This window comes from Micromonospora coriariae (genome assembly GCF_900091455.1).
Taxonomy (GTDB): Bacteria; Actinomycetota; Actinomycetes; order Mycobacteriales; family Micromonosporaceae; genus Micromonospora; species Micromonospora coriariae.
In genome coordinates this window covers 1,894,499-1,917,472 of sequence record NZ_LT607412.1, presented here as the reverse complement: position 1 = coordinate 1,917,472, position 22,974 = coordinate 1,894,499, and the positions used below count along the sequence as shown (strand labels likewise).

Below are 22,974 nucleotides of genomic sequence, written 5' to 3'. Positions count from 1 at the left end.
GCCCTACCGCTCCGCTGCCTCGCCGGCCGGCCGTCGGCCCGCCGGCCCGTCCACCCGATCGGTCAACTCGGCACCGGCACCGGCCTCGGTCGAGCCCGGCCCGGCCAGCCCGGCCTCGCTCCCCAGGGCCGCGCGCAGCACCTCGGCCTCGGTGCCGGTCACCGAGCGGGCGAAGCGCACCAGCGCCGCGTCGCGGCTGCCGCCCAGGTCGAGCGCGTCGAGCATGAGCTGGGCGATGTGCGCCTCACGGCTGGCCGCCGGCCGGTACCGCCAGGCGCGGCCCTCCCGCTCCCGCTGCACCATCCCCTTGCCGGCGAGCCGGTCCAGCACGGTCATCACCGTGGTGTACGCCAGCTCGCGGCCGTCGAGCGCGTCGGCCACCTCGCGCACGGTCACCCCGTCCGACGTGCCCGGGACCACGTCCCACAGCACGTCCATAACCGCACGCTCAAGATCGCCCAACCGAGTCACCCCGCAATCCTACCCCCGGTAGTAGACCCCCCACCCCGCAAGCCCACCCCGAACCACGCCACCGGCCCCGGCCCCCACTCCCCGCCCCGGCCCCGCTCCCGCTCCCCGCCCCGGCCCCGCTCCCGCGCGTGATCATGAGGTTGACGTGCCCCGCCGAGATCAAACACCCGGCCAATCTCATGATCACCGCGAAAGGCCCGACGAGCCGGCCAAGATCCGCACAACAACGGGGAAGTTGCTGCATCAGACGCCCCAGAGGCAGTAACTTCGCTGAAGTTGCGCGGACTTGAAGTGGTGAGTGGCGTGGAATCCAGGCCGCTCCGCCATCACGCCGCTGGCCGGTGACCCAACCCGGGGCACCGGCCAGCGAGATGAAACACCCGGGCGGGCTCCCCCCGAAACCCCACAGCCGGAACCGACCGATCACACCCCCTTGGGGTGCCACACCGTCTTCGTCTCCAACAGCGTCGTCATCCGCACCACCCCGGGATCGGCGGACCAGTCGTGGTCGGCCGAGGCCGGACGGAGCACCCGCTTCAGGTTCTCCGCCGCCTTGACCTCCAGGTCGGCCGCCAACTCGGCGTCGGTGACCCCGCTGAGGTCGATCGCGTTGACGTCCATGTGCGCGGCCAGCGTCGGCGCGGTCTCGGTGATCCGGCCGGTGAGGATGTTCACCACCCCGCCGGGCAGGTCGGACGTGGCCAGCACCTCGGCCAGCGTCACCGCCGCCAGCGGCTCGGTCGCCGACGCCGCCACCACCACCGTGTTGCCGGTGACGATCGCCGGGGCGATCACGCTGACCAGGCCGAGCAGCGCCGGGCGCTCCGGTGCGACCACCGCGACCACGCCGGTCGGCTCGGGCGCGGAGATGTTGAAGTACGGCCCGGCGACCGGGTTGGCCCCGCCGTACACCTGGGCGAGCTTGTCGGCCCAGCCGGCGTACCAGACCCAGCGGTCCACCGCCGCGTCCACCTCGTCGCCGGGCACGCCGAGGGCGACGAACTGCTCGCGGCGGCCCTCCAGCATCTCGGCGGCACGGTAGAGGATCTGACCCCGGTTGTACGCGGTCGCTCCGGCCCAGCCCTTCACGGCGGCGCGGGCGGCGACCACCGCGTCCCGGGCGTCCTTGCGGGAGGCCAGTGACACATTCGAGGACTGCACGAGATACGACCGTCCCGACTCGCTGCGCGGGAACTTCCCGCCGATGAAGAGCTTGTACGTCTTGCGTACCGCGACCCGCTCAGACATTGAGGTACCCCTCCAGCCCGTGCCGGCCGCCCTCGCGACCGTAGCCCGACTCCTTGTAGCCGCCGAACGGCGAGGTGGGGTCGAACTTGTTGAACGTGTTGGCCCAGACGACCCCGGCGCGCAGCCGGTCGGCCATCCAGAGGATCCGGGAACCCTTGTCGGTCCAGATCCCCGCCGAGAGCCCGTACGGCGTGTTGTTGGCCTTCTCCACGGCCTCGGCCGGGGTGCGGAAGGTGAGCACCGACAGCACCGGGCCGAAGATCTCCTCGCGGGCGATCCGGTGCGCCTGGGTGACGCCGGTAAAGATGGTCGGCGCGAACCAGAAGCCGCGGTCGGGCAGCTCGCACGGCGGCGACCAGCGTTCGGCGCCCTCGGCGGAGCCGGCGTCGGACAGCTCGCGGATCCGCTCCAACTGGGCGGCGGAGTTGATCGCGCCGATGTCGGTGTTCTTGTCCAGTGGGTCGCCGACCCGAAGCTGGGCCATCCGCCGCTTCAGCGACTCCAGCACCCGGTCGGCCACGTTCTCCTGGACCAGCAGCCGGGAGCCGGCGCAGCAGACGTGCCCCTGGTTGAAGAAGATGCCGTTGACGATCCCCTCGACCGCCTGGTCGATCGGTGCGTCGTCGAAGACGATGTTGGCGGCCTTGCCACCCAGCTCCAGCGTGAGCTTCTTGCGGGTGCCGGCGACCGACCGGGCGATGGCCCGCCCGACGTCGGTGGAGCCGGTGAAGGCCACCTTGTCCACGCCGGGGTGCTCAACCAGCGCCCGGCCGGTGTCGCCGGCTCCGGTGATGATGTTGACCACGCCGGCCGGCAGCTCGGCCTGCTGGCAGATCTCGGCGAAGAGCAGCGCGGTCAGCGGGGTGGTCTCGGCCGGCTTCAGCACCACCGTGTTGCCGGCGGCCAGCGCCGGAGCGATCTTCCAGGCCAGCATGAGCAGCGGGAAGTTCCACGGGATGACCTGCGCGGCGACACCGATCGGCCGGGGGTTCGCCCCGAAACCGGCATGCTCCAGCTTGTCGGCCCAGCCGGCGTAGTAGAAGAAGTGCGCGGCGACCAGCGGCAGGTCGACGTCCCGGGACTCTTTGATCGGCTTGCCGTTGTCCAGCGACTCCAGCACGGCCAGCTCGCGGGAACGCTCCTGGATGAGTCGGGCGATCCGGAACAGGTACTTGGCCCGGTCCCGGCCCGGCATCGGACCCCAGACCTTCTCGTACGCCTTCCGGGCGGCGCGCACCGCGCGCTCCACGTCCTGCGCGCCGGCCTCAGCGACCTCGGCCAGCACCTCCTCGGAGGCGGGGTTGATCGACTTGAAGCTGCCGCCGTCGGTCGGGTCGACGAACGTGCCGTCGATGAACAGCCCGTAGGTGGGTTTGAGGTCCACCACCGAGCGGGACTCGGGGGCGGGTGCGTACTCGAACATCGGCTCAGTCCAGTGTGAAGTAGTCGGGACCGGAGTAGGTGCCGGTCGTCAGCTTGGTGCGCTGCATCAGCAGGTCGTTGAGCAGGCTGGACGCGCCGAAGCGGAACCAGTCCGGGTCGAGCCAGTCCGCGCCGACGGTTTCGTTGACCATCACCAGGTACTTGATCGCGTCCTTGGTGGTCTTGATGCCGCCGGCCGGCTTCACGCCGACCTGCCGCCCGGTGGCGGCCCGGAAGTCGCGGACCGCCTCCAGCATCACCAGGCTCACCGGCAGCGTCGCGGCGATCGGGACCTTGCCGGTGGAGGTCTTGATGAAGTCGCCGCCGGCCAACATCGCCAGCCAGGAGGCCCGGCGCACGTTGTCGTAGGTGGCCAGCTCGCCGGTCTCCAGAATCACCTTGAGGTGGGCGTCCCCGGCGGCTTCCTTGGTGGCCACGATCTCGTCGTAGACCTCCTTGTAGCGGCCGGACAGGAAGGCACTCCGGTTGATCACCATGTCGATCTCGTCGGCGCCGGCCGCGACGGCGGCCCGGGTGTCGGCGAGCTTGATCTCCAGCGGTGCCTGGCCCGACGGGAAGGCGGTCGCCACGCTGGCCAGGTGCACGCCGCTGCCGCGCAGCACCTCCGCCACGTACGGGACCATCGCGGGGTAGACGCAGACGGCGCCGACGTGCGGGCAGGACGGGTCGGCCGGGTCCGGGCGAACCGCCTTCGCGGCCAGCGCGCGCACCTTGCCCGGGGTGTCCGCCCCTTCGAGGGTGGTCAGGTCCACCATCCGGATCGCCAGGTCGATCGCCTGTGCCTTGGCGGTGGTCTTGATGGAGCGGGTGCCGAGCTGCGCCGCCCGCTGCTCCGCGCCGACCTGGTCCACGCCGGGCAGGCCGTGCAGGAAGGTCCGCAGAGCGGTCTCGGATCGTCCCAGCTCGGAGAGCTCCGACCGGGCCGACGTCGTTGTCGCCGTCATGCCCCGAAGTCTACGCACCGGACCGTTGCGTGATCTTGCTCACGCGGTCTCGTCGAGGCGGGTCCGGCGTGAGCGGCATCGCTGGTCCGACCGCACCCGCACCGTCCCAGGCGACGGACCGGTAGGTTGAGCGATCGTGGATGTACACGTCATTGACCACCCGCTGGCGCAGTCACGGCTGACCGCCATGCGGGACGCGCGCACCGATTCCTCGACGTTCCGGGCGGCGCTGCACGAACTGACCACCATGCTGGTGTACGAGGCGGCACGCTCCTTCCCCGTCGAGCGGTACCCGGTGCAGACGCCGGTCACCGGCACCGTCGGCACCCGGCTGGCCAACCCGCCGCTGCTGGTGCCGGTGCTGCGGGCCGGCCTGGGCATGGCGGACGCCGCGCTCGGCCTGCTGCCCGAGTCCTCGATGGGCTTCGTCGGCCTGGCCCGGGACGAGGAGACGTACGAGCCGCGCGCGTACATGGAGTCGCTGCCCCGGGAACTGGCCGGCAAGCCGGTGCTGGTGCTCGACCCGATGCTGGCCACCGGTGGTTCGCTGGAGCACTCCTGCCGGCTGCTGGCCGACCGGGGCTGCACCGACATCACAGTGCTCTGTGTGCTCGCCGCGCCGGTCGGCATCGAGCGGCTGGAACGCTCCGGCCTGCCGTTGCGCCTGGTCACCGCCTCGATCGACGAGGGGCTCAACGACCGGATGTTCATCGTCCCCGGCCTCGGCGACGCCGGCGACCGGCAGTTCGGCGGCATGCCCCGGTTCTGAGTCGTTCACCCCCGGTCGGTGCCGGGTCCGGCGGGTCCGCACGCGGTGGTGCGCGGACCCGCTACCGTCTCCGGCCATGACTGGTGTTGCGCTCGCCGAGGAGCTGCTGCTCCTCGCCTACGACGACACGACCGGCAAGGCGACGATGCCGCGGATCAGCCTGGACCTGGGCATGGCCGCCGCGGTGCTGGTCGAGCTGGCCCTGGCCGGCCGGATCGCGTACGCCGACGGTTCCCTGACCGTGGTCGACCCGACGCCCACCGGCGAGCGGGTCGCCGACGAGGTGCTGGGCCGAATCGCCGGCGACACCCCGCACACGCCGGCCTCGTGGGTGCAGCGCCTGCGGCACGGACTGCGGGACCGGATCCTCGGTGACCTGTGCGAGCAGGGTGTGGTCCGGGACATCGACGAGACCGAACTGGGCTTCATCCACGTGCACCGCTACCCGGTGGTGGACGCCTCCGTGGAGGCGGACACCCGGCAGCGGCTGGCGGAGGCGCTGACCGGCGCGGCGGCGCCGGACGAGCGGACCGCCGCGCTGGCCACCCTCGTTGTGGTGCTGCGGATGGAATCCGCCCTCGGGGTCAGCGGCGAGGCCGCCGCCGACGCTCGCCGCCGGCTGGAGGAGATTGCCACCGGCGCCGGGTTCTCCGGCGAGGTGAGCATCGACGACTCCGTGGTACGCCCGTCGGTGGGCCTGGTCGTCGCGGCCCTGGGCCGCGCCGTCGACCAGGCCCTCGGGCCGCGCCGCTGACCGTCGAGCCCACCGGCCGTTCGGCGTGCCCTTTGCTCTGCACCCGTCCAGGCACCACCGGCCGTTCGGCGCGCCCTTTGCTCTGCACCCGTCCAGGCACCACCGACCGGCAGGTGCATGGCGCTTCCGCGGGTGCAGAGCAAAGGGCGGACGTGTTGTCGGGTGGGGTGGTCTGTGGGGTTCAGATGCCCAGAGCAGCGCTGACCTCGGCGCGCAGCGCGGTGACGGCCGACGCCGCCCGGCTACGGGCCGTCTGGACGTCACCGTCCACGACCGGTTCCACCACCTCCAGGTACGCCTTGAGCTTCGGCTCGGTCCCGGAGGGGCGGATCACCACCCGGGCCGCCCCGGTGCGCAGGATCACCACGTCCGCCTCGGGGAGCAGGTCCTGGGTGCTGTCGACCGGGTCTCCGAGCAGCGTGGTCGGGGTGGCCGCCCGGATCCGGGCCATCGCCTCGGCGATCTCCCGCAGGTCGTCCACCCGGACGGAGAGCTGGTCGGTGTGGTGCACGCCGAACTCGGCGGCCAACTCGTCCAGCCGGTCCGTCAGCGTGCGGCCCTGCGCCTTGAGGCCGGCGGCCAGCTCGGCCACGGTCAGCGCGGCGGTGATGCCGTCCTTGTCCCGGACGTGGTCCGGGGCGACGCAGTAGCCGAGCGCCTCCTCGTAGCCGTAGACCAGCGGCGCGCTCCCGCCGCCCGCCCGGACGATCCACTTGAAACCGGTCAGCGTCTCGTCGTAGGCCAGGCCCCGGGCCGCGCACATCGCCCGCAGCAGCGACGACGAGACGATGGTGGTGGCGTACAGCCCGGTCACCCCGCGACGCATCAGGTGGTCGGCGAGCAGCGCGCCCACCTCGTCGCCGCGCAGCATCCGCCAGCCCGTGTCGCCGTCACGGACCACCACCGCGCAGCGGTCCGCGTCCGGGTCGTTGGCGATGGCGAGGTCCGCGCCGGTGGAGTTGGCCAGCGCGATCAGCAGGTCCACCGCCCCCGGCTCCTCCGGGTTGGGGAACGACACGGTCGGGAACTCCGGGTCCGGCTCGGCCTGCTCGGGTACCACCCCGGGCACCGGGAACCCGGCCCGGGCGAAGGCGGCGGTGAGCACCGCGGCACCCACCCCGTGCAGCGGGGTGTACGCCACCGTCAGGTCCCGCGACCCGTCCGGCGCGATCACCGCGGTGGCCCGCTCGACGTACGAGGCGACGAGGTCGTCGCCGAGCACGTCGCCGGGCCGGCCCAGCGGCACCTCGGTCAGCGGGCCGACCGCCCGGATGGCGGCCTCGATGCCGGCGTCGGCCGGTGGCACGATCTGCGCTCCGGCGCCCAGCTCCCCGCCCAGCTCCGCACCGAGGTAGACCTTGTAGCCGTTGTCCTGCGGCGGGTTGTGGCTGGCCGTGACCATCACTCCGGCCACGGCGCCGAGCTGGCGCACCGCGTACGCCAGCACCGGGGTGGGCAGCGGGCGGGGCAGCAGCAGCGCCGGCCGGCCGGCCCCGGTGGCCACCTGGGCGGTCCGCTCGGCGAACTGGCGGGAGCCGTGCCGGGCGTCGTACCCGATCACCAGGGGGCCGGTGCCGCCCTGGGCGGCGAGCCAGCCGACCAGGCCGGCGGCGGCCTGCGTGACCACGGCGAGGTTCATTCCGTTCGGGCCGGCGCGCAACGGGCCGCGCAGGCCGGCGGTGCCGAAGGTCAGCGGCCCGGCGAACCGGTCGGCCAGGTCCGAGGCGCTCGTCGGCAGCCGGTCCAGCACCGCCGTCAGCTCGTCCCGGCTGACCGGGTCGGGGTCGTCGGCGAGCCAGCGCCGGGCTTGTTCGCGAATGTCGTCGATGTCAGTGGTGTCCGCCGCCATGCCTCTTGATAGCACGGCGGCGATCACCGCTGGCGGTTCCCTCCGGCTCAGCCGTCCCCGGTGAGCTGGAACGTCCGCACCATCTCGTCGAAGATCGGCTTGCTTTCCGCGAACTTGGCGTCGTTCGAGGTGAGGTAGAACGAGTAGACCTTGCCCTCGGTGACCACGCCGCGCCAGATGCCGTGCCGCTGCGTTTCGCCCTCGCCGCAGGTGTACTCGAACTCGGCGGCCGGCTTGCCGGCCAGGTCCTTCTCGGCCATCGCGACCCGGTTGTACGGCTTGGGGCACGACTTCGCCTTCTTGAGACCGCCCTCGGCGACCTCGGCCCAGCGCATCGAGGTGGTGCTGAAATCCTCGGTGAGGACGCGCACCTTCCGGCTATTGTCCTCCGGGTCGACGTAGTCGAAGTAGACGCCGCCGGTGGCCTTGGTCCAGCCCTTCGGCACCATGATCTGGATGCCGCGGGCCGTGTGCTCCTGCGTCTCCAGAGCTGGACCGGCCGCGGCGGACTCGGTGGGCTGCGCCTGCGGGACGCGCGGGGCGGGCTCGTCGTCGCCGTTGGACAGCGCGACCACGGTGAGCAGCAGCACCAAGGCCAGTCCGCCGGCCGCGGCGAGCTGCACCTTGCGCGGCCAACCCTTGACCGTGGTGACCAGTTGGCCTCCGGTGGCGCGGACCTTGTCCAGTGCCCCGCCGCCGGCCGTCGCGGGCGTGGCCCAGGGCTGGCCGGTTCCCGGCACCGACCACTGGTTGCCGCCACCGTACGTGCCGCCGATGCGTTGGGTGGCCTCCGGCGCGCCGCCGTAGCCGACCTGCTGGGTGGCGTCGGGCCGGCTGCCGTAGCTGACCCGCTGGGTGGTGTCCGGGTATCCGCCGGCGTCCACCCGCTGGGTGGCGTCGGCCGGGCCGCCGTAGGTACGCCCGGTGGCGGGTCGGCCGGAGACGGGCATCGCGCCGGTGGGCGTGTGCAGGGGGCCGGCCAGCGCGTCGGTGCTGGTGTCGTCGAGCCCCGTGGTGCCGCCCGCGTCGGCGGGCTGCGGGCGTTCGCCCCGGCGCAGCGACGCCAGGCGGTCGTTCAGGGACTCGTTCGGGGCCAGCATGGCCCGGCCGCCGATCTGGCTGTCCGGCTTCGGCTCGGGCCGGGCCGGCGGGGCGACGGGTGCCGGGCGCTGCTGCACCGGCACCACCGCGTACGGGTCGGTCACCGAGTGCACAGCCGTGGCGGTGCTGCCCAGCGGGCCGGCGAGCAGCTCGCGCAGCATGGCCCGGGACGTGTGCACGTCCAGCCGCCGGGCCGGGTCCTTCTCGAGCAGGCCCATCAGCACGCGGGTCAGGGGGCCACTGCGCTGCGGTGGGGCGGGAGGGTCCTCGACCACGGCGTGCATGGTCTCGATCGGGTCACCCTTGTCGAACGGGGGCCGCCCCTCGACCGCTGTGTAGAGCGTCACGCCCAGCGAGAACAGGTCGCTCGGCGGGCCGAACTCCTGGCCCATGGCCCGCTCGGGCGAGATGAAGTGCGGCGAGCCGAGCACCATGCCGGGGGTGGTGAGCTGCACGTCGGTGGGCATCCGGGCGACCCCGAAGTCGGTCAGCACGCAGCGCCCGTCGGTGCAGATCAGCACGTTTGCCGGTTTGACGTCGCGGTGCAGCACGCCGATCGCGTGCGCGACCTCGAGCGCGCCGAGCAGCGCGATGCCGATCTTGGCGACCGCGCGGGGCGCGACCGGCCCGTCCTCGATCACCATGTCGGCGAGGCTGCGGGCGTCCAGCAGCTCCATCACGATCCAGGGCCGGCCGGCCTCGGTGACCACGTCGTACACCTGCACCACCGCGGGGTGCTGGATGGCGGCGGCGGCGCGGGCCTCGCGCAGCGTGCGCTCGTACATGGCGTCGCGGTCGCTGGGGGCCAGCCCCGGGGGCAGGACGACCTCCTTCACCGCCACGTCGCGGCGCAGCAGTGTGTCTGTGGCGCGCCACACCGTACCCATGCCGCCGTTGCCCACCGAGGACCGCAGCGAGTACCGGCCACCAATTGTGGTGCCGGGCGCTGCTCGTCCGTTGGCGGGACTTACCTGTCCGCCGCTCCACGTCGGGATCTGAGTCACAGAAAAGCCACCGGGGGAAATCGAGGGGGGCTGGGACACAACCCCCCTATCTTGCTGGTTCCGACGCCCGATGCGAAAGCCGACGCGTCGGACGTTTATCGAAGTCCACGGAACGTGCCCTGTCGTTCACCTCCTGTCGACAGGTCGGGACGCACTGTGCGGTATCCCTCACCCGACGACACGCCCGGGCGTCCTACCATCCGGGGATGAGCGAACGGCGGTCAAGCGAGTCCGGTTTCCCGATCAAGGGCGTCTACACGGCGGCCGACCTTCCGGAGGACCTCGACTCCCGGCTGGGCGGCCCGGGCGAGTTCCCGTACACCCGGGGGGTCTACCCCACGATGTACACCTCCCGTCCGTGGACCATGCGCCAGTACGCCGGCTTCGGCACCGCCACCGAGTCCAACGCTCGGTACCACCAGCTGTTGCGGGCCGGCACGATGGGCCTCTCCGTCGCGTTCGACCTGCCGACCCAGATGGGCTACGACTCGGACGAGCCGATCGCGCACGGCGAGGTCGGCAAGGTGGGCGTGGCCATCGACTCCATCGAGGACATACGGCTGCTCTTCGCCGACATCCCGCTGGACAAGGTGTCCACCTCGATGACCATCAACGCGCCCGGGTCAGTGCTGCTGCTGCTCTACCAGCTCGTCGCCGAGGAGAACGGGGTGCCCGGCTCGGCGCTCAACGGCACCATTCAGAACGACATCCTCAAGGAGTACATCGCCCGGGGGACGTACATCTTCCCGCCGAAGCCCTCGCTGCGCCTGGTGGCCGACACGTTCGCGTACTGCCGCAAGGAGGTGCCGAAGTGGAACACCATCTCCATCTCCGGCTACCACATGGCCGAGGCCGGCGCGACGCCCGCGCAGGAGATCGCGTTCACCCTGGCCAACGGTGTGGAGTACGTCCGCGCAGCGCTGGCCGCCGGGCTCGCGGTGGACGATTTCGCGCCCCGGCTGTCGTTCTTCTTCGTGGCCCGCACGACGCTGCTCGAGGAGGTGGCGAAGTTCCGGGCGGCCCGCAAGATCTGGGCCCGGCTGATGCGTGACGAATTCGGCGCCAAGGATCCGAAGTCGATGATGCTGCGCTTCCACACCCAGACCGCCGGCGTGCAGCTCACCGCCCAGCAGCCGGAGGTGAACCTGGTCCGGGTCGCGGTGCAGGGGCTCGGTGCGGTGCTCGGCGGCACCCAGTCGCTGCACACCAACAGCTTCGACGAGGCGATCGCGCTGCCCACCGAGAAGGCCGCCCGGCTCGCGCTGCGTACCCAGCAGGTGCTGGCGTACGAGACCGACCTGACCGCCACAGTCGACCCGTTCGCCGGCTCGTACGTGGTGGAGGCGATGACCGCCGAGATCGAGGCCGCGGCCGTCGAGCTGATGGAGCGGGTGGCCGACCACGGCTCGGCGGTGGACGCGATCGAGGCCGGGTTCCAGAAGCGCGAGATCGAGCAGTCCGCGTACCGGATCGCCCAGGAGATCGACTCGGGCGACCGGGTGGTGGTGGGTCTCAACCGGTTCGCGGTCGACGAGGAGGAGCCGTACGAGCCGCTGCGCGTCGACCCGACGATCGAGGCGGCCCAGGCTGACCGGCTGGCCCGGCTGCGCGCCGAACGGGACTCCGACGTGGTGGCGCGGGCCCTGGCCGAGCTGCGGGCCGCCGCCGACGGCACGGAGAACGTGCTGTACCCGATGAAGGAGGCGCTGCGGGCCCGCGCCACGGTGGGTGAGGTCTGCGGGACGCTGCGCGAGGTGTGGGGGCTGTACCGGCCCACCGATCGGTTCTGATCGGCCGACCGACTGTTCTCGCAGGTCAGGGCGGGTTTATTCGACCCTGGCAGAGCTACAGTCGAAGGCGGATCCTCCACCGGCCGGGCCGAGGGCGGCGTTGCCCCCGACGGCGTCCGGGGTGTGTCCATCAGGTTTGGGGGTACCCCGACCGGGTGATCGCTGACGCACACCGTGTGCGGTCATGGCGGACCGGCGCGTGTGAGCGTCTTTTCCGGACCGTTGCGGAGCGTGGTCGGCTTATTGTCGGAGTGTCAGTTCATCACCCCGACTAATGCGACAATTCGCAACACGGGGCCACGAGTGGCGCCGGATTCGTGACCGCCGAGATCGGTTACGCGTTGTAGGAGGTGAGGGGCAGATGACGGCCTTCGACCGCGATCTACCTGCTGTCCCACGCATCTCCGAGCGCCCTCAGCAGGGCATACGTGACGCTGTGCGGTCTGATCATCACCGTAACGAGGTTGCGCAGCGTCACCGCCGGAGGTCTAGGCTGTCTGCTGTTCCCGATGATCCATCCATCTCTAGTGATCGAGAATTCGACGTGACGAGTGCGTTGACGCTGCCCACCGGCAGCCAGCTGGCGTCGTCCTGGCCGGAGCTGCCGCCCGGGTCCCAGCCCCTGCCCCGCGACCTGGACCACCTCCTCGCGCTCCGGGTACCCGGGCTGATCGCCACCCGCCGTCACATCCACTCGCACCCCGAGCTCTCCGGCACCGAGTTCGAGACGGCCGCGCTGATCGCCCGGGAGCTCTCCCTGGCCGGGTTGAAGCCGCGACTGCTACCCAAGGGCAACGGCGTGATCTGCGACGTCAACGGCCGCCCGGACGGCCCGGTCGTCGCGCTGCGCGCCGACATCGACGCCCTGCCGCTGGACGACCCCAAGGACGTGCCCTACCGGTCCACGGTGCAGGGCGTCTGCCACGCCTGCGGGCACGACGTGCACACCTCGATCCTGCTCGGTGTCGGCATGCTGCTGGCCCAGCTCGCCGACCTCGGCGAGCTGGACGGCCGGGTCCGGCTCATCTTCCAGCCGGCCGAGGAGATCCTGCCCTGCGGCTCGCTGGAGGTCATCGAGGCCGGCGGCCTGGACGACGTGGTGCAGATCTTCGCGCTGCACTGCGACCCGAACCTGCCGGTGGGTCGGGTCGGCCTGCGGGTCGGTCCGATCACCGCGGCGGCCGACAACGTCACCGTCCGGCTCAGCGGCCCGGGCGGGCACACCGCCCGCCCGCACCTGACCGTCGACCTGGTGGACGCGCTCGGCCGGCTGATCACCGAGGTGCCGGCCCTGGTCAGCCGCCGGGTGCCGGCCAACAGCGGGCTGCTGCTGGTCTTCGGCCACGCCTCGGCCGGCACCCGCTACAACGTCATCCCCTCCGAGGCGTCCGCCTCCGGCACCCTGCGGGTGATGGACCGCGACACCTGGGAACAGGCTCCCAAGATCGTGGCTCAGGTCGTCCGGGACGTGATCGCGCCGACCGGCGCCACGGTCGACCTGGAATACCTGCGCGGGCGGCCGCCGGTGTGCAACGACGCGCGGGCCATCCAGGTGCTGACCGCCGCCACCGCCGCCGCGCTCGGCCCGGACGGGATCGCCGAGACGCCGCAGAGCATGGGCGGCGAGGACTTCTCCTGGTACCTGGAGTACGTCCCCGGCGCCCTCGCCCGGCTCGGCGTGGGCCGTTCCGGCCCCAACGTCGACCTGCACCGCGCGTCCTTCGACGTGGACGAGGGCGCCATCCCGGCCGGCGTACGCGTCATGGTGCAGACCGCGCTGAGGGCACTGGCGGCGGTGCGCTGACCGGAGCGACCAGGGCCGGGGTCTTCCTCCGCCGGCGCAGCAGCACCAGCAGCAACGCCAGCGGTACGCCGAGCGCCACCAGCCAGGGCAGCAGCGCGCCGAGCACGGTGAGCAGGACGGTCAGCGAGGCGACGAACGCCTTCCAGCCGCCCTCCAGCCCGACCAGGAAGCCGATCTCGGTCTTCTCCTCGGGGGTCTTGGCCGCCGGCCCGGCCAGCGACACGGTGATCGTGGAGAGGGCGGTCAGGTCGGCCAGCCGCCGCTTCTTGGCCTCCAGCGACGCCAGGTCGGCCTCGCGGCGACCCAGCTCGTTCTCCAGCGAGACCAGGTCGGTGATCGAGGTGGCTCGGGCGAGGAGCCGGCGGGCGCTGTCCACCCGGGCCCGCTGACTGATGATCCGGGCGTCCAGGTCGACGGTCTCCTCGGTGACGTCCTGGGTGCTGATCTCCCGGCTCTGCTGCTTGCCGAGCTGCGCGACCTCATCCACCACGCCGGCGAACTTCGGTGCCGGCACCCGCAGCTGCAACTCCGCGACCGCGTCGGCCTCGGCGCTGCGCCGCTGGTCACCGCCGATGAAGCCACCCGCGCGGGTGACCGCGGCGGCGACCTCGCGGGCGGCGCGGTCCACATCGTCCACCTGGACCCGCATCGTTCCGGTGTAGATGATCGCCCGCTGGTCTACCCGCAGGTCCGGAGCGCCGGCTCCGGCGGCCCCCGGTGCTCCGGCGGCGCTGTCCTTGTCCGCCGCGCCGCCGTTCGCCGCCGGTGCCTCGGCCGCCGTGTCCGCCGCGTCCCGTGATCCGCTGTCGCCGGCGCCGCACCCGGTCAACCCGAGCACCGCAGCCAGTGCCGTTGCCGCCAGCAGTGCGCCGCGGCGCCGTCCCGTCCGTTCGTCCATCCCCGCTCCCATCGTCGTCAGCCGGTGTGGCGATACCTCGGACGCGGCGCGCTCGTCGGCTGGTTCCGGCAGACTGCGCTGAGGACGTCACGATTCGATAATCGAGGAGTCACGATGCGGCTCACCAAGTACGCCCACTCCTGCATCCGCGTGGAACACGACGGGGGAGTGCTCGTCGTCGACCCCGGGGTGTTCAGCGACCCCGCGGCGTTGGACGGTGCGGACGCGGTGCTGATCACCCACGAACACCCCGACCACCTCGACGTGGCGGCGGTGCGCCTGCAACTCGACAGGCGACCGTTCCCGATCCACGGGCCCGCCTCGCTGGCCGGCACCCTGGGCGACGCGGCGGAGGCGTTGCGTCCGGTCACCGTCGGTGAGTCCTTCACCGCCGCCGGGGTGGCCGTCCGCGCCTACGGCGGGAGACACGCGGTGATCCATCCGGACATCCCGGTGGTGGACAACCTCGGTTACCTGATCAACGACGTCGTCTACCACCCCGGCGACGCCCTGGTGGTGCCGGACGAGACGCCGGTCGACACGCTCTTCGCACCGATCCACGCTCCCTGGTCGAAGTTCTCCGAGGTGGTTGACTTCATCCGGGCCGTCGCCCCGCGCCGCGCGTACGCGCTGCACGACGCCTTGCTCAACGACACCGGGCTGGGCGTGCTGAACCGGCAGTACTCGGCGCTGTCCGGCACCGCGTACCAGCGTCTGGAGCCCGGTAGCCGGGTGGACGTCTGAGGCCATGTCCGGCCCCTCCCCGGAGCTGGTGCAGCAGCTCTACCGCACCCCACCGGAGCGGTTCGTGGCCGCCCGGGACGCCGCCGTGGCCGAGGCCCGCCGCTCAGGCGACCCGGCCACCGCCCGGCAGTTGGCCCGGCTGCGCCGACCCACGGTGGCCGCCTGGCTGGTGAACCTGCTCGCCATCCACCGTCCCGATCTGGTGGCCGACCTGGTTCAGCTCGCCGATGCGCTGCGGGCCGCCCAGCGGGAGCTGCGTGGGCCCCGGCTCCGGGAGCTGTCCGCGCAACGCCGGGCGGTGGTCGGCGCGCTGGTCGCCGAGGTTCGCAAGCTCGCAGCGGCGGAGCCGGACGCGCCGTCGGCCGGCAAGCTGCCGTTGGCCGAGGTGGAGGCGACCCTGAACGCGGCGCTCTCCGACGCCGAGGTCGCCGAGCAGGTCCGGTCCGGGCGTCTGCTGCGGTCGGCCAGCTACGCGGGCTTCGGCGAGGTACCCCGCCCGCAGTTGCGGCTGGTCACCGGCGATGACGAGGAGCGGGCCGAGAAACGCCCGGCCCGCCGACCCGGCGCCCAGCGGACGGCACCTGAGGAGGCGCCCCGTACCGACCGGGCCGCGGAGCGCGCCGAGCGGGCGGCACAGCGGGCGGCCCGGGCCGAGCGGGCGCGGCAGCGCCGGGCACTGGACCGGGAACTGGTCCGGGCCCGGACCGACCAGGAGCGGGCCGAGGCCGAGTTGACCGAGGCGACCGGGCAGGAACGGGACGGCGCCGCCGTGCTCGACGGGATCGAGACCGAACTGGCCGAGTTGGAGCGGCGGCGAGCGGTGGCGGAGCAGGATCTCAGCCGGGCCAAGCTGGCCCGGCGGGCGGCCGAGCGGGCCGTCACCGTGGCCCGGCGGCGTGCCGGCGAGGTGGAGGCGGCCGTCGAGGCGTTGGCGGCCGAAGAGGGGGATGCGGACGCGGGCGGTGGCCCGGCAGACTGAGCATCGATGGACGACGACGAGTGGCCGGACCGACCCGGGTCCGAGGTCCCGGGTCCGGAAGCCGCCGTGGGCGGCGGGTCGAGGCAGCCGAGGATGGCGCCCAGATGACACCGGAGCAGGTCGCCGCCGCCAGCAAGCCCGTCGCGCTCGACCTGGGCGACGGATTCAGCAGGTGCCCGACCACGCTGCGCCGGGCACGACTGCTCGGCATCTCCGGCTGGGCCTTCTACATCAGCGGGCGGGCGGGTGCCCTCGGCGACGTACGGGCCGAGACGGCGGCCGCGGCCCTCGGCTTCATCGCCCCGGACGCGGTCGCCGACGGCTGGGACGCGGCCGCCCGGGTCCTCCGGCCGGCCGAGGTCGCCGCCGCGAGCCTCGCCGAGTGCTGCCGGTGGGGGGTGCAGCGGTTGGGCGCGCTGCCCACCGTCGAGCGCCTCGCCGGGCTGGTCGAGCGGGCGGTGGCGGCGGCGGACGCCAGCGGCATGCCGCTCTTCGCCGCGTGGCGGGCCATGCCACTGCCGGATCTCTCCCCGGGCGCCCGGAGCGCCGCCGGGCTGCGGCTGCTGCGCGAACACTTCACCGGCGCCTACCTGCTGGCGGTACGCGCCGCCGGGATGACGCCGCTTGAGGCGGTGCTGGCCGGGCCGGAGGGGGAGGCCGGCGCGGTGGCCTGTGGCTGGTCGCCGCCGTACCCGCCGGTCGGGCCGCTGGTGCGCCGGCGGCTCTGGGCGGAGGCCGTCACCGACCGGCTGGCCGCACCGGCGTTTGCGGCACTCGGCCCCGCTGACGGCATCGAGCTGGTGGAACTGCTGCACCAGACCCGGGCCGACCTCGCCGCCGCGTAAAAATGGGCGGCGTCGGCGGCGCTTGGCTGCCAGGATCAGCTGCCGTGACCCTTCCAGCTGGCTGGACCACGCGCCGGCCCACCCTCGACGACGTGCCGGCGATCCTCGCGGTGGTGCACGCCGCCGACACCTTCGCCCTCGGTTATCCCGACTTCGACGCCGAGGACGTCGCCGAGTCGCTGACCGGCCCCTTCTTCGACCCGGCTCGTGACTCCTGGCTGGCGGTGGACCCGGAAGACACAGTGGTGGGCTGGGCGACCGTCGACAACCCGACCGGGGTGGGCAGGGAGTTCGTCGAGGTCTACGTCGATCCGGAGCGGGCTGCCGCGGTCCGGGCGCCGCTATTGGCCCGGCAACTGGACCGGGTCGCCGAGCGGGCGGCCGAGCGGGGGCTGCCCGCGCTCACCGTCCGCTGCGCGGTCTTCGCGCCGGAACGCGACTGGGAACGCGACCTGCGGGCGGTCGGGTTCACCCTGGCCAAGCGGTACGTCCGGATGCGCCGCCCGCTGGCCGATCTGCCGGCCGAACCGTCCCCGCCGCCCGGGGTGACGGTGCGGCCGGTCCGCGCGGACGACGAGGCCGAACTCCGGGAGTTCCACCGGATCCAGGACACCGCCTTCCGCGACATGCCGGACCACGAGCCGCTGTCGTACGAGCGGTGGCGGGCCCGGATCGGTGACCTGACCGCCTGGGACGAGTGGTTCGTCGCCGAGGTCGACGGGGTGGTGGCGGGCGCGTTGCAGTCCTCGGATCAGGCGCTCGACCAGCAGGAGGGCTTCGTGCGGAGCCTGGCGGTGCTGCCCGCGTACCGCCGGCGGGGGGTGGGCGCGGCGCTGCTGCGCCGCGCCTTCGCCCGCTACGCCGAGAAGGGCCGACAGGCGGCCGGCCTGGGGCTGGACCTCACGAACCCGACCGCCCCGCTGTCGCTCTACCGGGCAGTGGGCCTGCGGGAGACCCGGTGGACGGACATGTACCAACTGCTCGTACCGGCCGCCGGTGTGTGATTGACGACGCTGGTCGGGCCCGGCGGACGGTCCGGCCGGCGTCGGTAGCAGACTGGGAGCGTGCGACAGCCTCTAGGGCGTGTTTCAGAAGTGCTGGCCGGCCTGCGCCGGGCCCAGGCGTCGTCCGGCGGCGTTGTCGCGGTGTCCGGATACAACACCGGTATCCGGACACCGCTCCGCCTTGCCGGACAACGCCTGGACTCCGGCTCGGCTCGACCGACACTTCCGAAACACGGCCTAGGCCGACGCGGTGCCGGTGGGGCGGGACCGCAGCTCGGTGACGTAGTCGTCCGGCGCGCCCGCCTTCTCGGCGGCGTTCGCGATCTCGGAGAGATACCACGAGGTCGGCAGGCCGCCCTCGTACCCGTCGAAGACGTAGATCCACGCGGTCACGTCGCCGTCGAGGGTGGAGACCCGCACGTGCAGTTTGCGGTACGTGCCGGCGGTCACCCCCTCGAGCTCGTCGAGCTGGGCGGCGTCGTACGGGTGGATGTCGTAGATCGCCACGAAGACCCGCTCACCGGGGGACTCGACCAGGGTGCTGACCGCACCCTCCCAGCCGATCACGTCCGCGCCGGCGAAGGTCAGCCGCCACCCCTCCAACCAGCCGGTGCCCACCATCGGCGAGTGCGGGCAGTAGGCGCGCATCCGGGCGGGATCCAGGTTTGAGCCGTAGGCGGCGTGATGACCCACGGCGATGACGATAGCCCGGCTGGCGGGTGGGGGAGAATACGACTGTGCGTGTCGGGTGCGTTCGGGAGAAGAAAGTCACTGTGAGCATCGAGGAAGGGCAGACGCTGTGAGCCGGATCGTGATCATCGGCGGGGGACCGGCCGGGTACGAGGCGGCGCTTGTCGCCGCCCAGCTCGACGCCGATGTCACAGTGGTGGAGGCCGACGGTGCGGGCGGGGCCTGCGTGCTCTCCGACTGCGTTCCCTCGAAGACCTTCATCGCCAGCTCGGGGGTGGTCACCGGCTACCGGGACACCGAGGAGTTCGGCGTGCACTCGGACGGCCTGGAGGCGGTCACCGTCGACGCGCGGGCGGTGCACGACCGGGTCAAGCGGCTGGCGCTAGCGCAGTCCGCCGACATCCACGCCAAGCTGCTCAAGGCGGGGGTCACCTTCGTGGCCGGCACCGCCCGGCTGGGCGAGGACGCTCTCGGGCACACCCACCGGGTCGTCGTCACCCCCGCCGACGGCGCGGAGGAATACTGGATCGACGCCTCCTCCGTGCTGGTGGCCACCGGCTCGACGCCCCGCCAGCTGCCCACCGCCGTACCGGACGGCGAGCGCATCCTGACCTGGCGCCAGGTGTACGACCTGCCCGAGCTGCCCGAGCATCTGATCGTGGTCGGCTCCGGCGTGACCGGCGCCGAGTTCGCCAGCGCGTACCTGGCGATGGGGGTCCAGGTCACCCTGGTCTCCAGCCGCGACCGGGTCATGCCGCACGAGGACGCCGACGCGGCGTCGGCCATCGAGCGGGTGTTCCGCAACCGGGGCATGAGCATCCTCAACAACTCTCGGGCCGACGCGGTCCGGCGTACGGCCGACGGCGTCGAGGTGGAGCTCTCCGACGGCCGCAAGGTCTCCGGTTCGCACGCGCTGATCACGGTCGGTTCGATTCCGAACACGGCCAACCTGGGCCTGACCGAGTACGGGGTGCAGCTGGGTCGGGGCGGCTACGTCACGGTCGACCGGGTGTCCCGGACCAACGTGCCCGGCATCTACGCCGCCGGCGACTGCACTGGGGTGTTGTTGCTGGCCAGCGTCGCCGCCATGCAGGGCCGGATCGCCATGTGGCACGCCCTCGGCGAGGCGGTCCGCCCGCTGCGGCTGCGGACCGTCGCGGCGAACGTCTTCACCGACCCGGAGCTGGCCACCGTGGGCGTCTCCCAGGACGAGGTGGACGCCGGCAAGGTGCCGGCCCGGCAGGTGATGCTGCCGCTGTCGGGCAACGCCCGAGCCAAGATGGACGACCTGTCCGACGGCTTCGTGAAGCTGTTCTGCCGGCCGGCCAGTGGCCAGGTCGTCGGCGGGGTGGTGGTCGCGCCGAAGGCCAGCGAGCTGATCTTGCCGATCACCATGGCGGTGGAGAACAACCTCACCGTCAACGAGTTGGCGCAGACGATCACCATCTACCCGAGCCTGTCGGGCTCGATCACTGAGGCCGCCCGTCAGCTCATGCTCCACGAGTTGGAGTGACGGCGGGCGACGGACGTCCGGGTCAGGGTTACCGCGACGGTGCCGAGCACGGCGACCTCGGTGAGGATGAGCAGGCGTTCGACCAGGCCGATCAGCACGCGGTCGCCGGGGTAGGCGGACCAGATCATCGCCGCGGCCAGAGCGAGGCTGAGCAGGACGAGGGTGCGCAGCATCCGGGCGGCGGGCGCCAGGTCGGGGCGGCGGGCGAGCAGCCAGCCGGCGACCGGCAGCGCCAGGAAGGCGACGACCGAGGCGTACCTGTGCAGGTAGGCGGCGGTGGTCATGGCGGTGCCCGGCTCGTTCGTCGGCACCACGGCGGCCAGCAGCAGCCCGGCCACCCACGCGCCGAGCAGCAGCTCGGCCGGCCGACCGGGGGTCGGTTGGGGTGGGCCGGTGCGGCGCAGCCCGTACAGCAGCGCCACGGTGGCGAGCGCGAGCACCACCATCGCGATGTCGATGACGCCGCCCCGGTCGGAGACCGCGAAGTCGCTGATGGTGAGCGCCCACGGGTTGAGGTCGTCGTTGACTTCGAGGTGGCCGATCACGGTCAGCAGTGCCGCCAGGGCGATCCCGCCGAGGGCGACCAGGCCGGTGTTCCGGGTTCCAGGCATGCCTCAGCCTGTCGCTCCGGAGGCCCGAGCCGGATCCGGGACGGCCACCGAAATCGTCCCGGGGGACTACCCCTAGAGGCACCCGGAACCGGTCGGGGTGTGCCGCTTCCGACGCTCAGTCGATGGGGATGTCGGCTGCCGCTGCGGCCCGGGCGTGCCGTGCGCTGACCAGGGTCATTGCCCACCCGGCGGCGGCGAAGCCGGCCGCGGCGGCGGTGGCGATGATGGCCAGCCGCCAGGCCGACTCGGTCAGCGCGGTGCCGCCGAGGTGCCCGACCAGCGCGCCGTAGGTGGCCCAGCCCAACGCCGCCACCGTCTCGTAGAGCACGAACAGCCGGTACGGGTAGCGGCTGCGGCCGGCGGAGAAGCAGGCGGCCATCCGCCCGCCGGGCACGAACCGGCAGAGCAGGATGACCAGCGGCCCGGGCTGCCGCAACCCCTGGGTGACCCGGCTGGCGACCCGTCGTGCCCGGCTCGGCTCCGCGTGCCGGGGGGCACGCCGGTCCGGTGCGCCGCGACCGAGCAGGTAGCAGGCCAGGTCACCGGCGAAGACGCCGAGCGCGCCGACGACGATGGTGACCGGCAGGCTGAGCCCGCCGTAGACGGTGAGCGCACCGCTGGTGATCATGATGATCTGGGTGGGAATCACCGGGACGAAGGCATCCGCGATCAGCAGGCTGAGCAGCACGAGGTACGCCCACGTCGGCGATGCGACGTCAGTCAGTAGTTCGGGCACACGTGCCACCTCGCCGGATGCGGCCGATTGGGTGTCTCGAGCCTGACGGCGTGTCCGGCGTCACCGTGGACAGCCCCACGCCGCCGTGACCGTCGACACGACCGGGCCACCCAGGTACAACGAGGCGAACGACCCTCGGGTGACGCCTCGGCGGCCGTCCGCCCGGCCCGCGCAGGTCGGCGGATCGGCGTACGTCGGCGTACCGTTGTCCGCGCGGCCCCAGCACCGTCGGGTCCCCCGTTCCTGACGATCCGGGTCGCCCAGGGCCGCCGGCGGGTCCCGCGCCGGCGGCCCTCCCTCCCCTCCGCCACGCCAAATCCGGGTGCGTTCCCGATCGCCCGACGGGTACCGTCGCCGCATGCGCAGCGCGGTAGTGGTGACCACGACGCCGGGTGTCCCCGGCGTGCCGCTCTGACGTAACCACCGTCGACCAGGCCCCGGGGCGATCCGCCCCGAGGGCCGCGCGGCGTTCGGAGTCCAGGTCGCCTCCGGGTCGTACCCGATCCAGGAGCACGACATGATCGACCACCGCAAGCTCGGCCGGGAGCTGGACCTCTTCGTCTCCGATCCGCTGGCCGGCGCCGGCCTGCCGATCTGGCTGCCGGCCGGCGCCGCCGCCCGGCACGCCGTCGAGGAGTACGTCAGTGAGCTGGAGCGCCGATCCGGCCACCAGCACGTCTACTCGCCGCCGCTGGGCAAGCGCGAACTCTTCGAGCTGTCCGGGCATCTCGGCTACTTCGCCGACGACATGTTCCCGCCGATGCGGCTGAGCGCCGACGACGAGTTCGTGCTCCGGCCGGCGCTCTGCCCGCACCACGCGCTGGTCTTCCGGGCCCGGGGCCGCTCCTACCGGGAGTTGCCGCTGCGGATCGCGGAGCTGGGCGGGATGTACCGCGCGGAGCGCTCCGGGGTGCTCGGCGGGCTGTCCCGGGTACGTGCCATCTCGCTCAACGACGCGCACACCTTCTGCGCCCCCGACCAGGTGGGCGCGGAGGTCGCGGAGATCCTCGGGCTGATCCGCGCCGCGCACGCCGCGCTCGGCGTCCGCCCGGCCGGCGTCCGGCTGTCGCTGCGCGGGCCCGGCGACAAGTACGTCGGCGACGACGCGCAGTGGGCCCGCGCCGAGGAACTGCTCCGGGGCGCGCTGGCCGGGGTGGCGTACGTCGAGGCGCCCGGGGAGGCCGCGTTCTACGGCCCGAAGATCGACATCCAGATCGTCGACGCGGCCGGTCGGGAGTCGACCATCTCCACCATTCAGCTGGACTTCGACAAGCCGGAACGGTTCGACCTGTCGTACACCGATTCGGACGGCAGCCGACGGCGGCCGGTGATGGTGCACCGCAGCCTGGTCGGCAGCATGGAGCGGCTGTTCGCGTACCTCATCGAGGTGCACCAGGGCGCCTTCCCGGCCTGGTACGCGCCGGTCCAGCTGGTGCTGCTTCCGGTGGACGACGGGCAGGCGGAGGCGGCTGCCGAGCTGGCCCGGCGTGCCGTCGGCGACGGCCTGCGGGTCGAGGTCGCCGCCGCCGGCTCGCTGGGCGCCCGGATCCGGGACGCGACCCGCCGCCGCGTCCCGTACCTCGGGGTGCTGGGCTCCCGGGAGGCGGCCGACGGGCACCTCGCGCTGCGCCTCCGCGACAGCCGCACCCTCCCCCCAATACCCGCCGCCACCGCGCTCGCCCTGATCACCCGCCAGGTAGCCGCCCGCGCCGCCGACCTCCTGCCCGCCGACTGACCCACCCGCCGATCTAGGGCGAATCGCTGTGAGTGGATCTCC

The 22,974-nt window shown here is 72.7% G+C and carries 20 protein-coding genes; 10 read left to right on the top strand and 10 right to left on the bottom strand.

Annotated features, from left to right (window positions below):
- Window positions 1-3 precede the first annotated feature (3 nt).
- The 4 genes from GA0070607_RS08875 to deoC form a co-directional block, all read right to left on the bottom strand.
- The gene (locus tag GA0070607_RS08875) at window positions 4-471 is read right to left on the bottom strand and encodes a BlaI/MecI/CopY family transcriptional regulator (protein ID WP_231930913.1); all 468 of its coding nucleotides are present in this window, start codon (window positions 469-471) and stop codon (window positions 4-6) included.
- Window positions 472-894: 423 nt separating this feature from the next.
- Complete coding sequence (locus tag GA0070607_RS08870) at window positions 895-1,719, bottom strand: aldehyde dehydrogenase family protein (RefSeq protein ID WP_089017771.1); 825 nt, start codon at window positions 1,717-1,719, stop codon at window positions 895-897.
- Window positions 1,712-3,142 carry an aldehyde dehydrogenase family protein gene (locus GA0070607_RS08865; protein WP_089017770.1) on the bottom strand — a complete coding sequence of 477 codons (1,431 nt, stop codon included), beginning with the start codon at window positions 3,140-3,142 and terminating at the stop codon, window positions 1,712-1,714. Before GA0070607_RS08865 ends, GA0070607_RS08870 begins: the two co-directional genes overlap by 8 nt.
- A 4-nt stretch (window positions 3,143-3,146) precedes the next feature.
- Window positions 3,147-4,106, bottom strand: a complete 960-nt coding sequence (deoC, locus tag GA0070607_RS08860) for a deoxyribose-phosphate aldolase (RefSeq protein WP_089017769.1) — start codon at window positions 4,104-4,106, stop codon at window positions 3,147-3,149.
- 136 nt (window positions 4,107-4,242) lie between these two features.
- Here deoC and upp point away from each other — a divergent pair, with 136 nt between their 5' ends.
- Both upp and GA0070607_RS08850 read left to right on the top strand, forming a co-directional pair.
- Entirely contained in the window at window positions 4,243-4,875 is a 633-nt protein-coding gene (gene upp, locus GA0070607_RS08855; RefSeq protein WP_089017768.1) for a uracil phosphoribosyltransferase, read from the top strand.
- Between the two features lie 76 nt (window positions 4,876-4,951).
- Entirely contained in the window at window positions 4,952-5,629 is a 678-nt protein-coding gene (locus GA0070607_RS08850; protein ID WP_089017767.1) for a GOLPH3/VPS74 family protein, read from the top strand.
- Window positions 5,630-5,810: 181 nt separating this feature from the next.
- Here the strand turns inward: GA0070607_RS08850 and GA0070607_RS08845 are convergent, their stop codons facing one another.
- Both GA0070607_RS08845 and GA0070607_RS08840 read right to left on the bottom strand, forming a co-directional pair.
- Entirely contained in the window at window positions 5,811-7,478 is a 1,668-nt protein-coding gene (locus tag GA0070607_RS08845) for a phospho-sugar mutase (protein ID WP_089017766.1), read from the bottom strand.
- Window positions 7,479-7,525: 47 nt separating this feature from the next.
- A complete protein-coding gene (locus GA0070607_RS08840) occupies window positions 7,526-9,583 on the bottom strand; it encodes a serine/threonine-protein kinase (RefSeq protein WP_089017765.1) in 2,058 nt (685 codons plus the stop codon).
- 206 nt (window positions 9,584-9,789) lie between these two features.
- On the opposite strand from GA0070607_RS08840, the gene GA0070607_RS08835 reads away from it, so the two are divergent.
- A complete protein-coding gene (locus GA0070607_RS08835) occupies window positions 9,790-11,373 on the top strand; it encodes an acyl-CoA mutase large subunit family protein (protein WP_089017764.1) in 1,584 nt (527 codons plus the stop codon).
- Window positions 11,374-11,917: 544 nt separating this feature from the next.
- Entirely contained in the window at window positions 11,918-13,177 is a 1,260-nt protein-coding gene (locus GA0070607_RS08830) for an amidohydrolase (RefSeq protein ID WP_089017763.1), read from the top strand.
- Here the strand turns inward: GA0070607_RS08830 and GA0070607_RS08825 are convergent.
- The gene (locus tag GA0070607_RS08825) at window positions 13,134-14,096 is read right to left on the bottom strand and encodes a DUF4349 domain-containing protein (RefSeq protein ID WP_172899174.1); all 963 of its coding nucleotides are present in this window, start codon (window positions 14,094-14,096) and stop codon (window positions 13,134-13,136) included. The genes GA0070607_RS08830 and GA0070607_RS08825 overlap by 44 nt on opposite strands.
- 93 nt (window positions 14,097-14,189) lie before the next feature.
- On the opposite strand from GA0070607_RS08825, the gene GA0070607_RS08820 reads away from it, so the two are divergent.
- The 4 genes from GA0070607_RS08820 (at window position 14,190) to GA0070607_RS08805 (ending at window position 17,647) form a co-directional block, all read left to right on the top strand.
- Complete coding sequence (locus GA0070607_RS08820; protein ID WP_089017761.1) at window positions 14,190-14,819, top strand: MBL fold metallo-hydrolase; 630 nt, start codon at window positions 14,190-14,192, stop codon at window positions 14,817-14,819.
- Between the two features lie 4 nt (window positions 14,820-14,823).
- The gene (locus GA0070607_RS08815; protein ID WP_089017760.1) at window positions 14,824-15,798 is read left to right on the top strand and encodes a coiled-coil domain-containing protein; all 975 of its coding nucleotides are present in this window, start codon (window positions 14,824-14,826) and stop codon (window positions 15,796-15,798) included.
- 104 nt (window positions 15,799-15,902) lie between these two features.
- On the top strand, window positions 15,903-16,643 hold the full coding sequence (locus GA0070607_RS08810) for an SCO6745 family protein (protein ID WP_089017759.1): 741 nt from the start codon (window positions 15,903-15,905) through the stop codon (window positions 16,641-16,643).
- Window positions 16,644-16,687: 44 nt separating this feature from the next.
- A complete protein-coding gene (locus GA0070607_RS08805) occupies window positions 16,688-17,647 on the top strand; it encodes a GNAT family N-acetyltransferase (protein ID WP_089017758.1) in 960 nt (319 codons plus the stop codon).
- Between the two features lie 237 nt (window positions 17,648-17,884).
- Here the strand turns inward: GA0070607_RS08805 and GA0070607_RS08800 are convergent, their stop codons facing one another.
- On the bottom strand, window positions 17,885-18,340 hold the full coding sequence (locus GA0070607_RS08800; protein WP_089017757.1) for a gamma-glutamylcyclotransferase: 456 nt from the start codon (window positions 18,338-18,340) through the stop codon (window positions 17,885-17,887).
- Between the two features lie 106 nt (window positions 18,341-18,446).
- On the opposite strand from GA0070607_RS08800, the gene GA0070607_RS08795 reads away from it, so the two are divergent.
- On the top strand, window positions 18,447-19,850 hold the full coding sequence (locus GA0070607_RS08795) for an NAD(P)H-quinone dehydrogenase (RefSeq protein ID WP_089017756.1): 1,404 nt from the start codon (window positions 18,447-18,449) through the stop codon (window positions 19,848-19,850).
- Here GA0070607_RS08795 and GA0070607_RS08790 read toward each other — a convergent pair.
- Both GA0070607_RS08790 and GA0070607_RS08785 read right to left on the bottom strand, forming a co-directional pair.
- A complete protein-coding gene (locus GA0070607_RS08790; RefSeq protein ID WP_089017755.1) occupies window positions 19,823-20,461 on the bottom strand; it encodes a DUF998 domain-containing protein in 639 nt (212 codons plus the stop codon). The genes GA0070607_RS08795 and GA0070607_RS08790 overlap by 28 nt on opposite strands.
- Before the next feature lie 115 nt (window positions 20,462-20,576).
- The gene (locus GA0070607_RS08785) at window positions 20,577-21,197 is read right to left on the bottom strand and encodes a DedA family protein (protein ID WP_089017754.1); all 621 of its coding nucleotides are present in this window, start codon (window positions 21,195-21,197) and stop codon (window positions 20,577-20,579) included.
- A 517-nt stretch (window positions 21,198-21,714) separates the two neighbouring features.
- On the opposite strand from GA0070607_RS08785, the gene thrS reads away from it, so the two are divergent.
- A complete protein-coding gene (gene thrS, locus GA0070607_RS08780) occupies window positions 21,715-22,932 on the top strand; it encodes a threonine--tRNA ligase (RefSeq protein WP_089017753.1) in 1,218 nt (405 codons plus the stop codon).
- The last annotated feature ends 42 nt before the right edge of the window (window positions 22,933-22,974 follow it).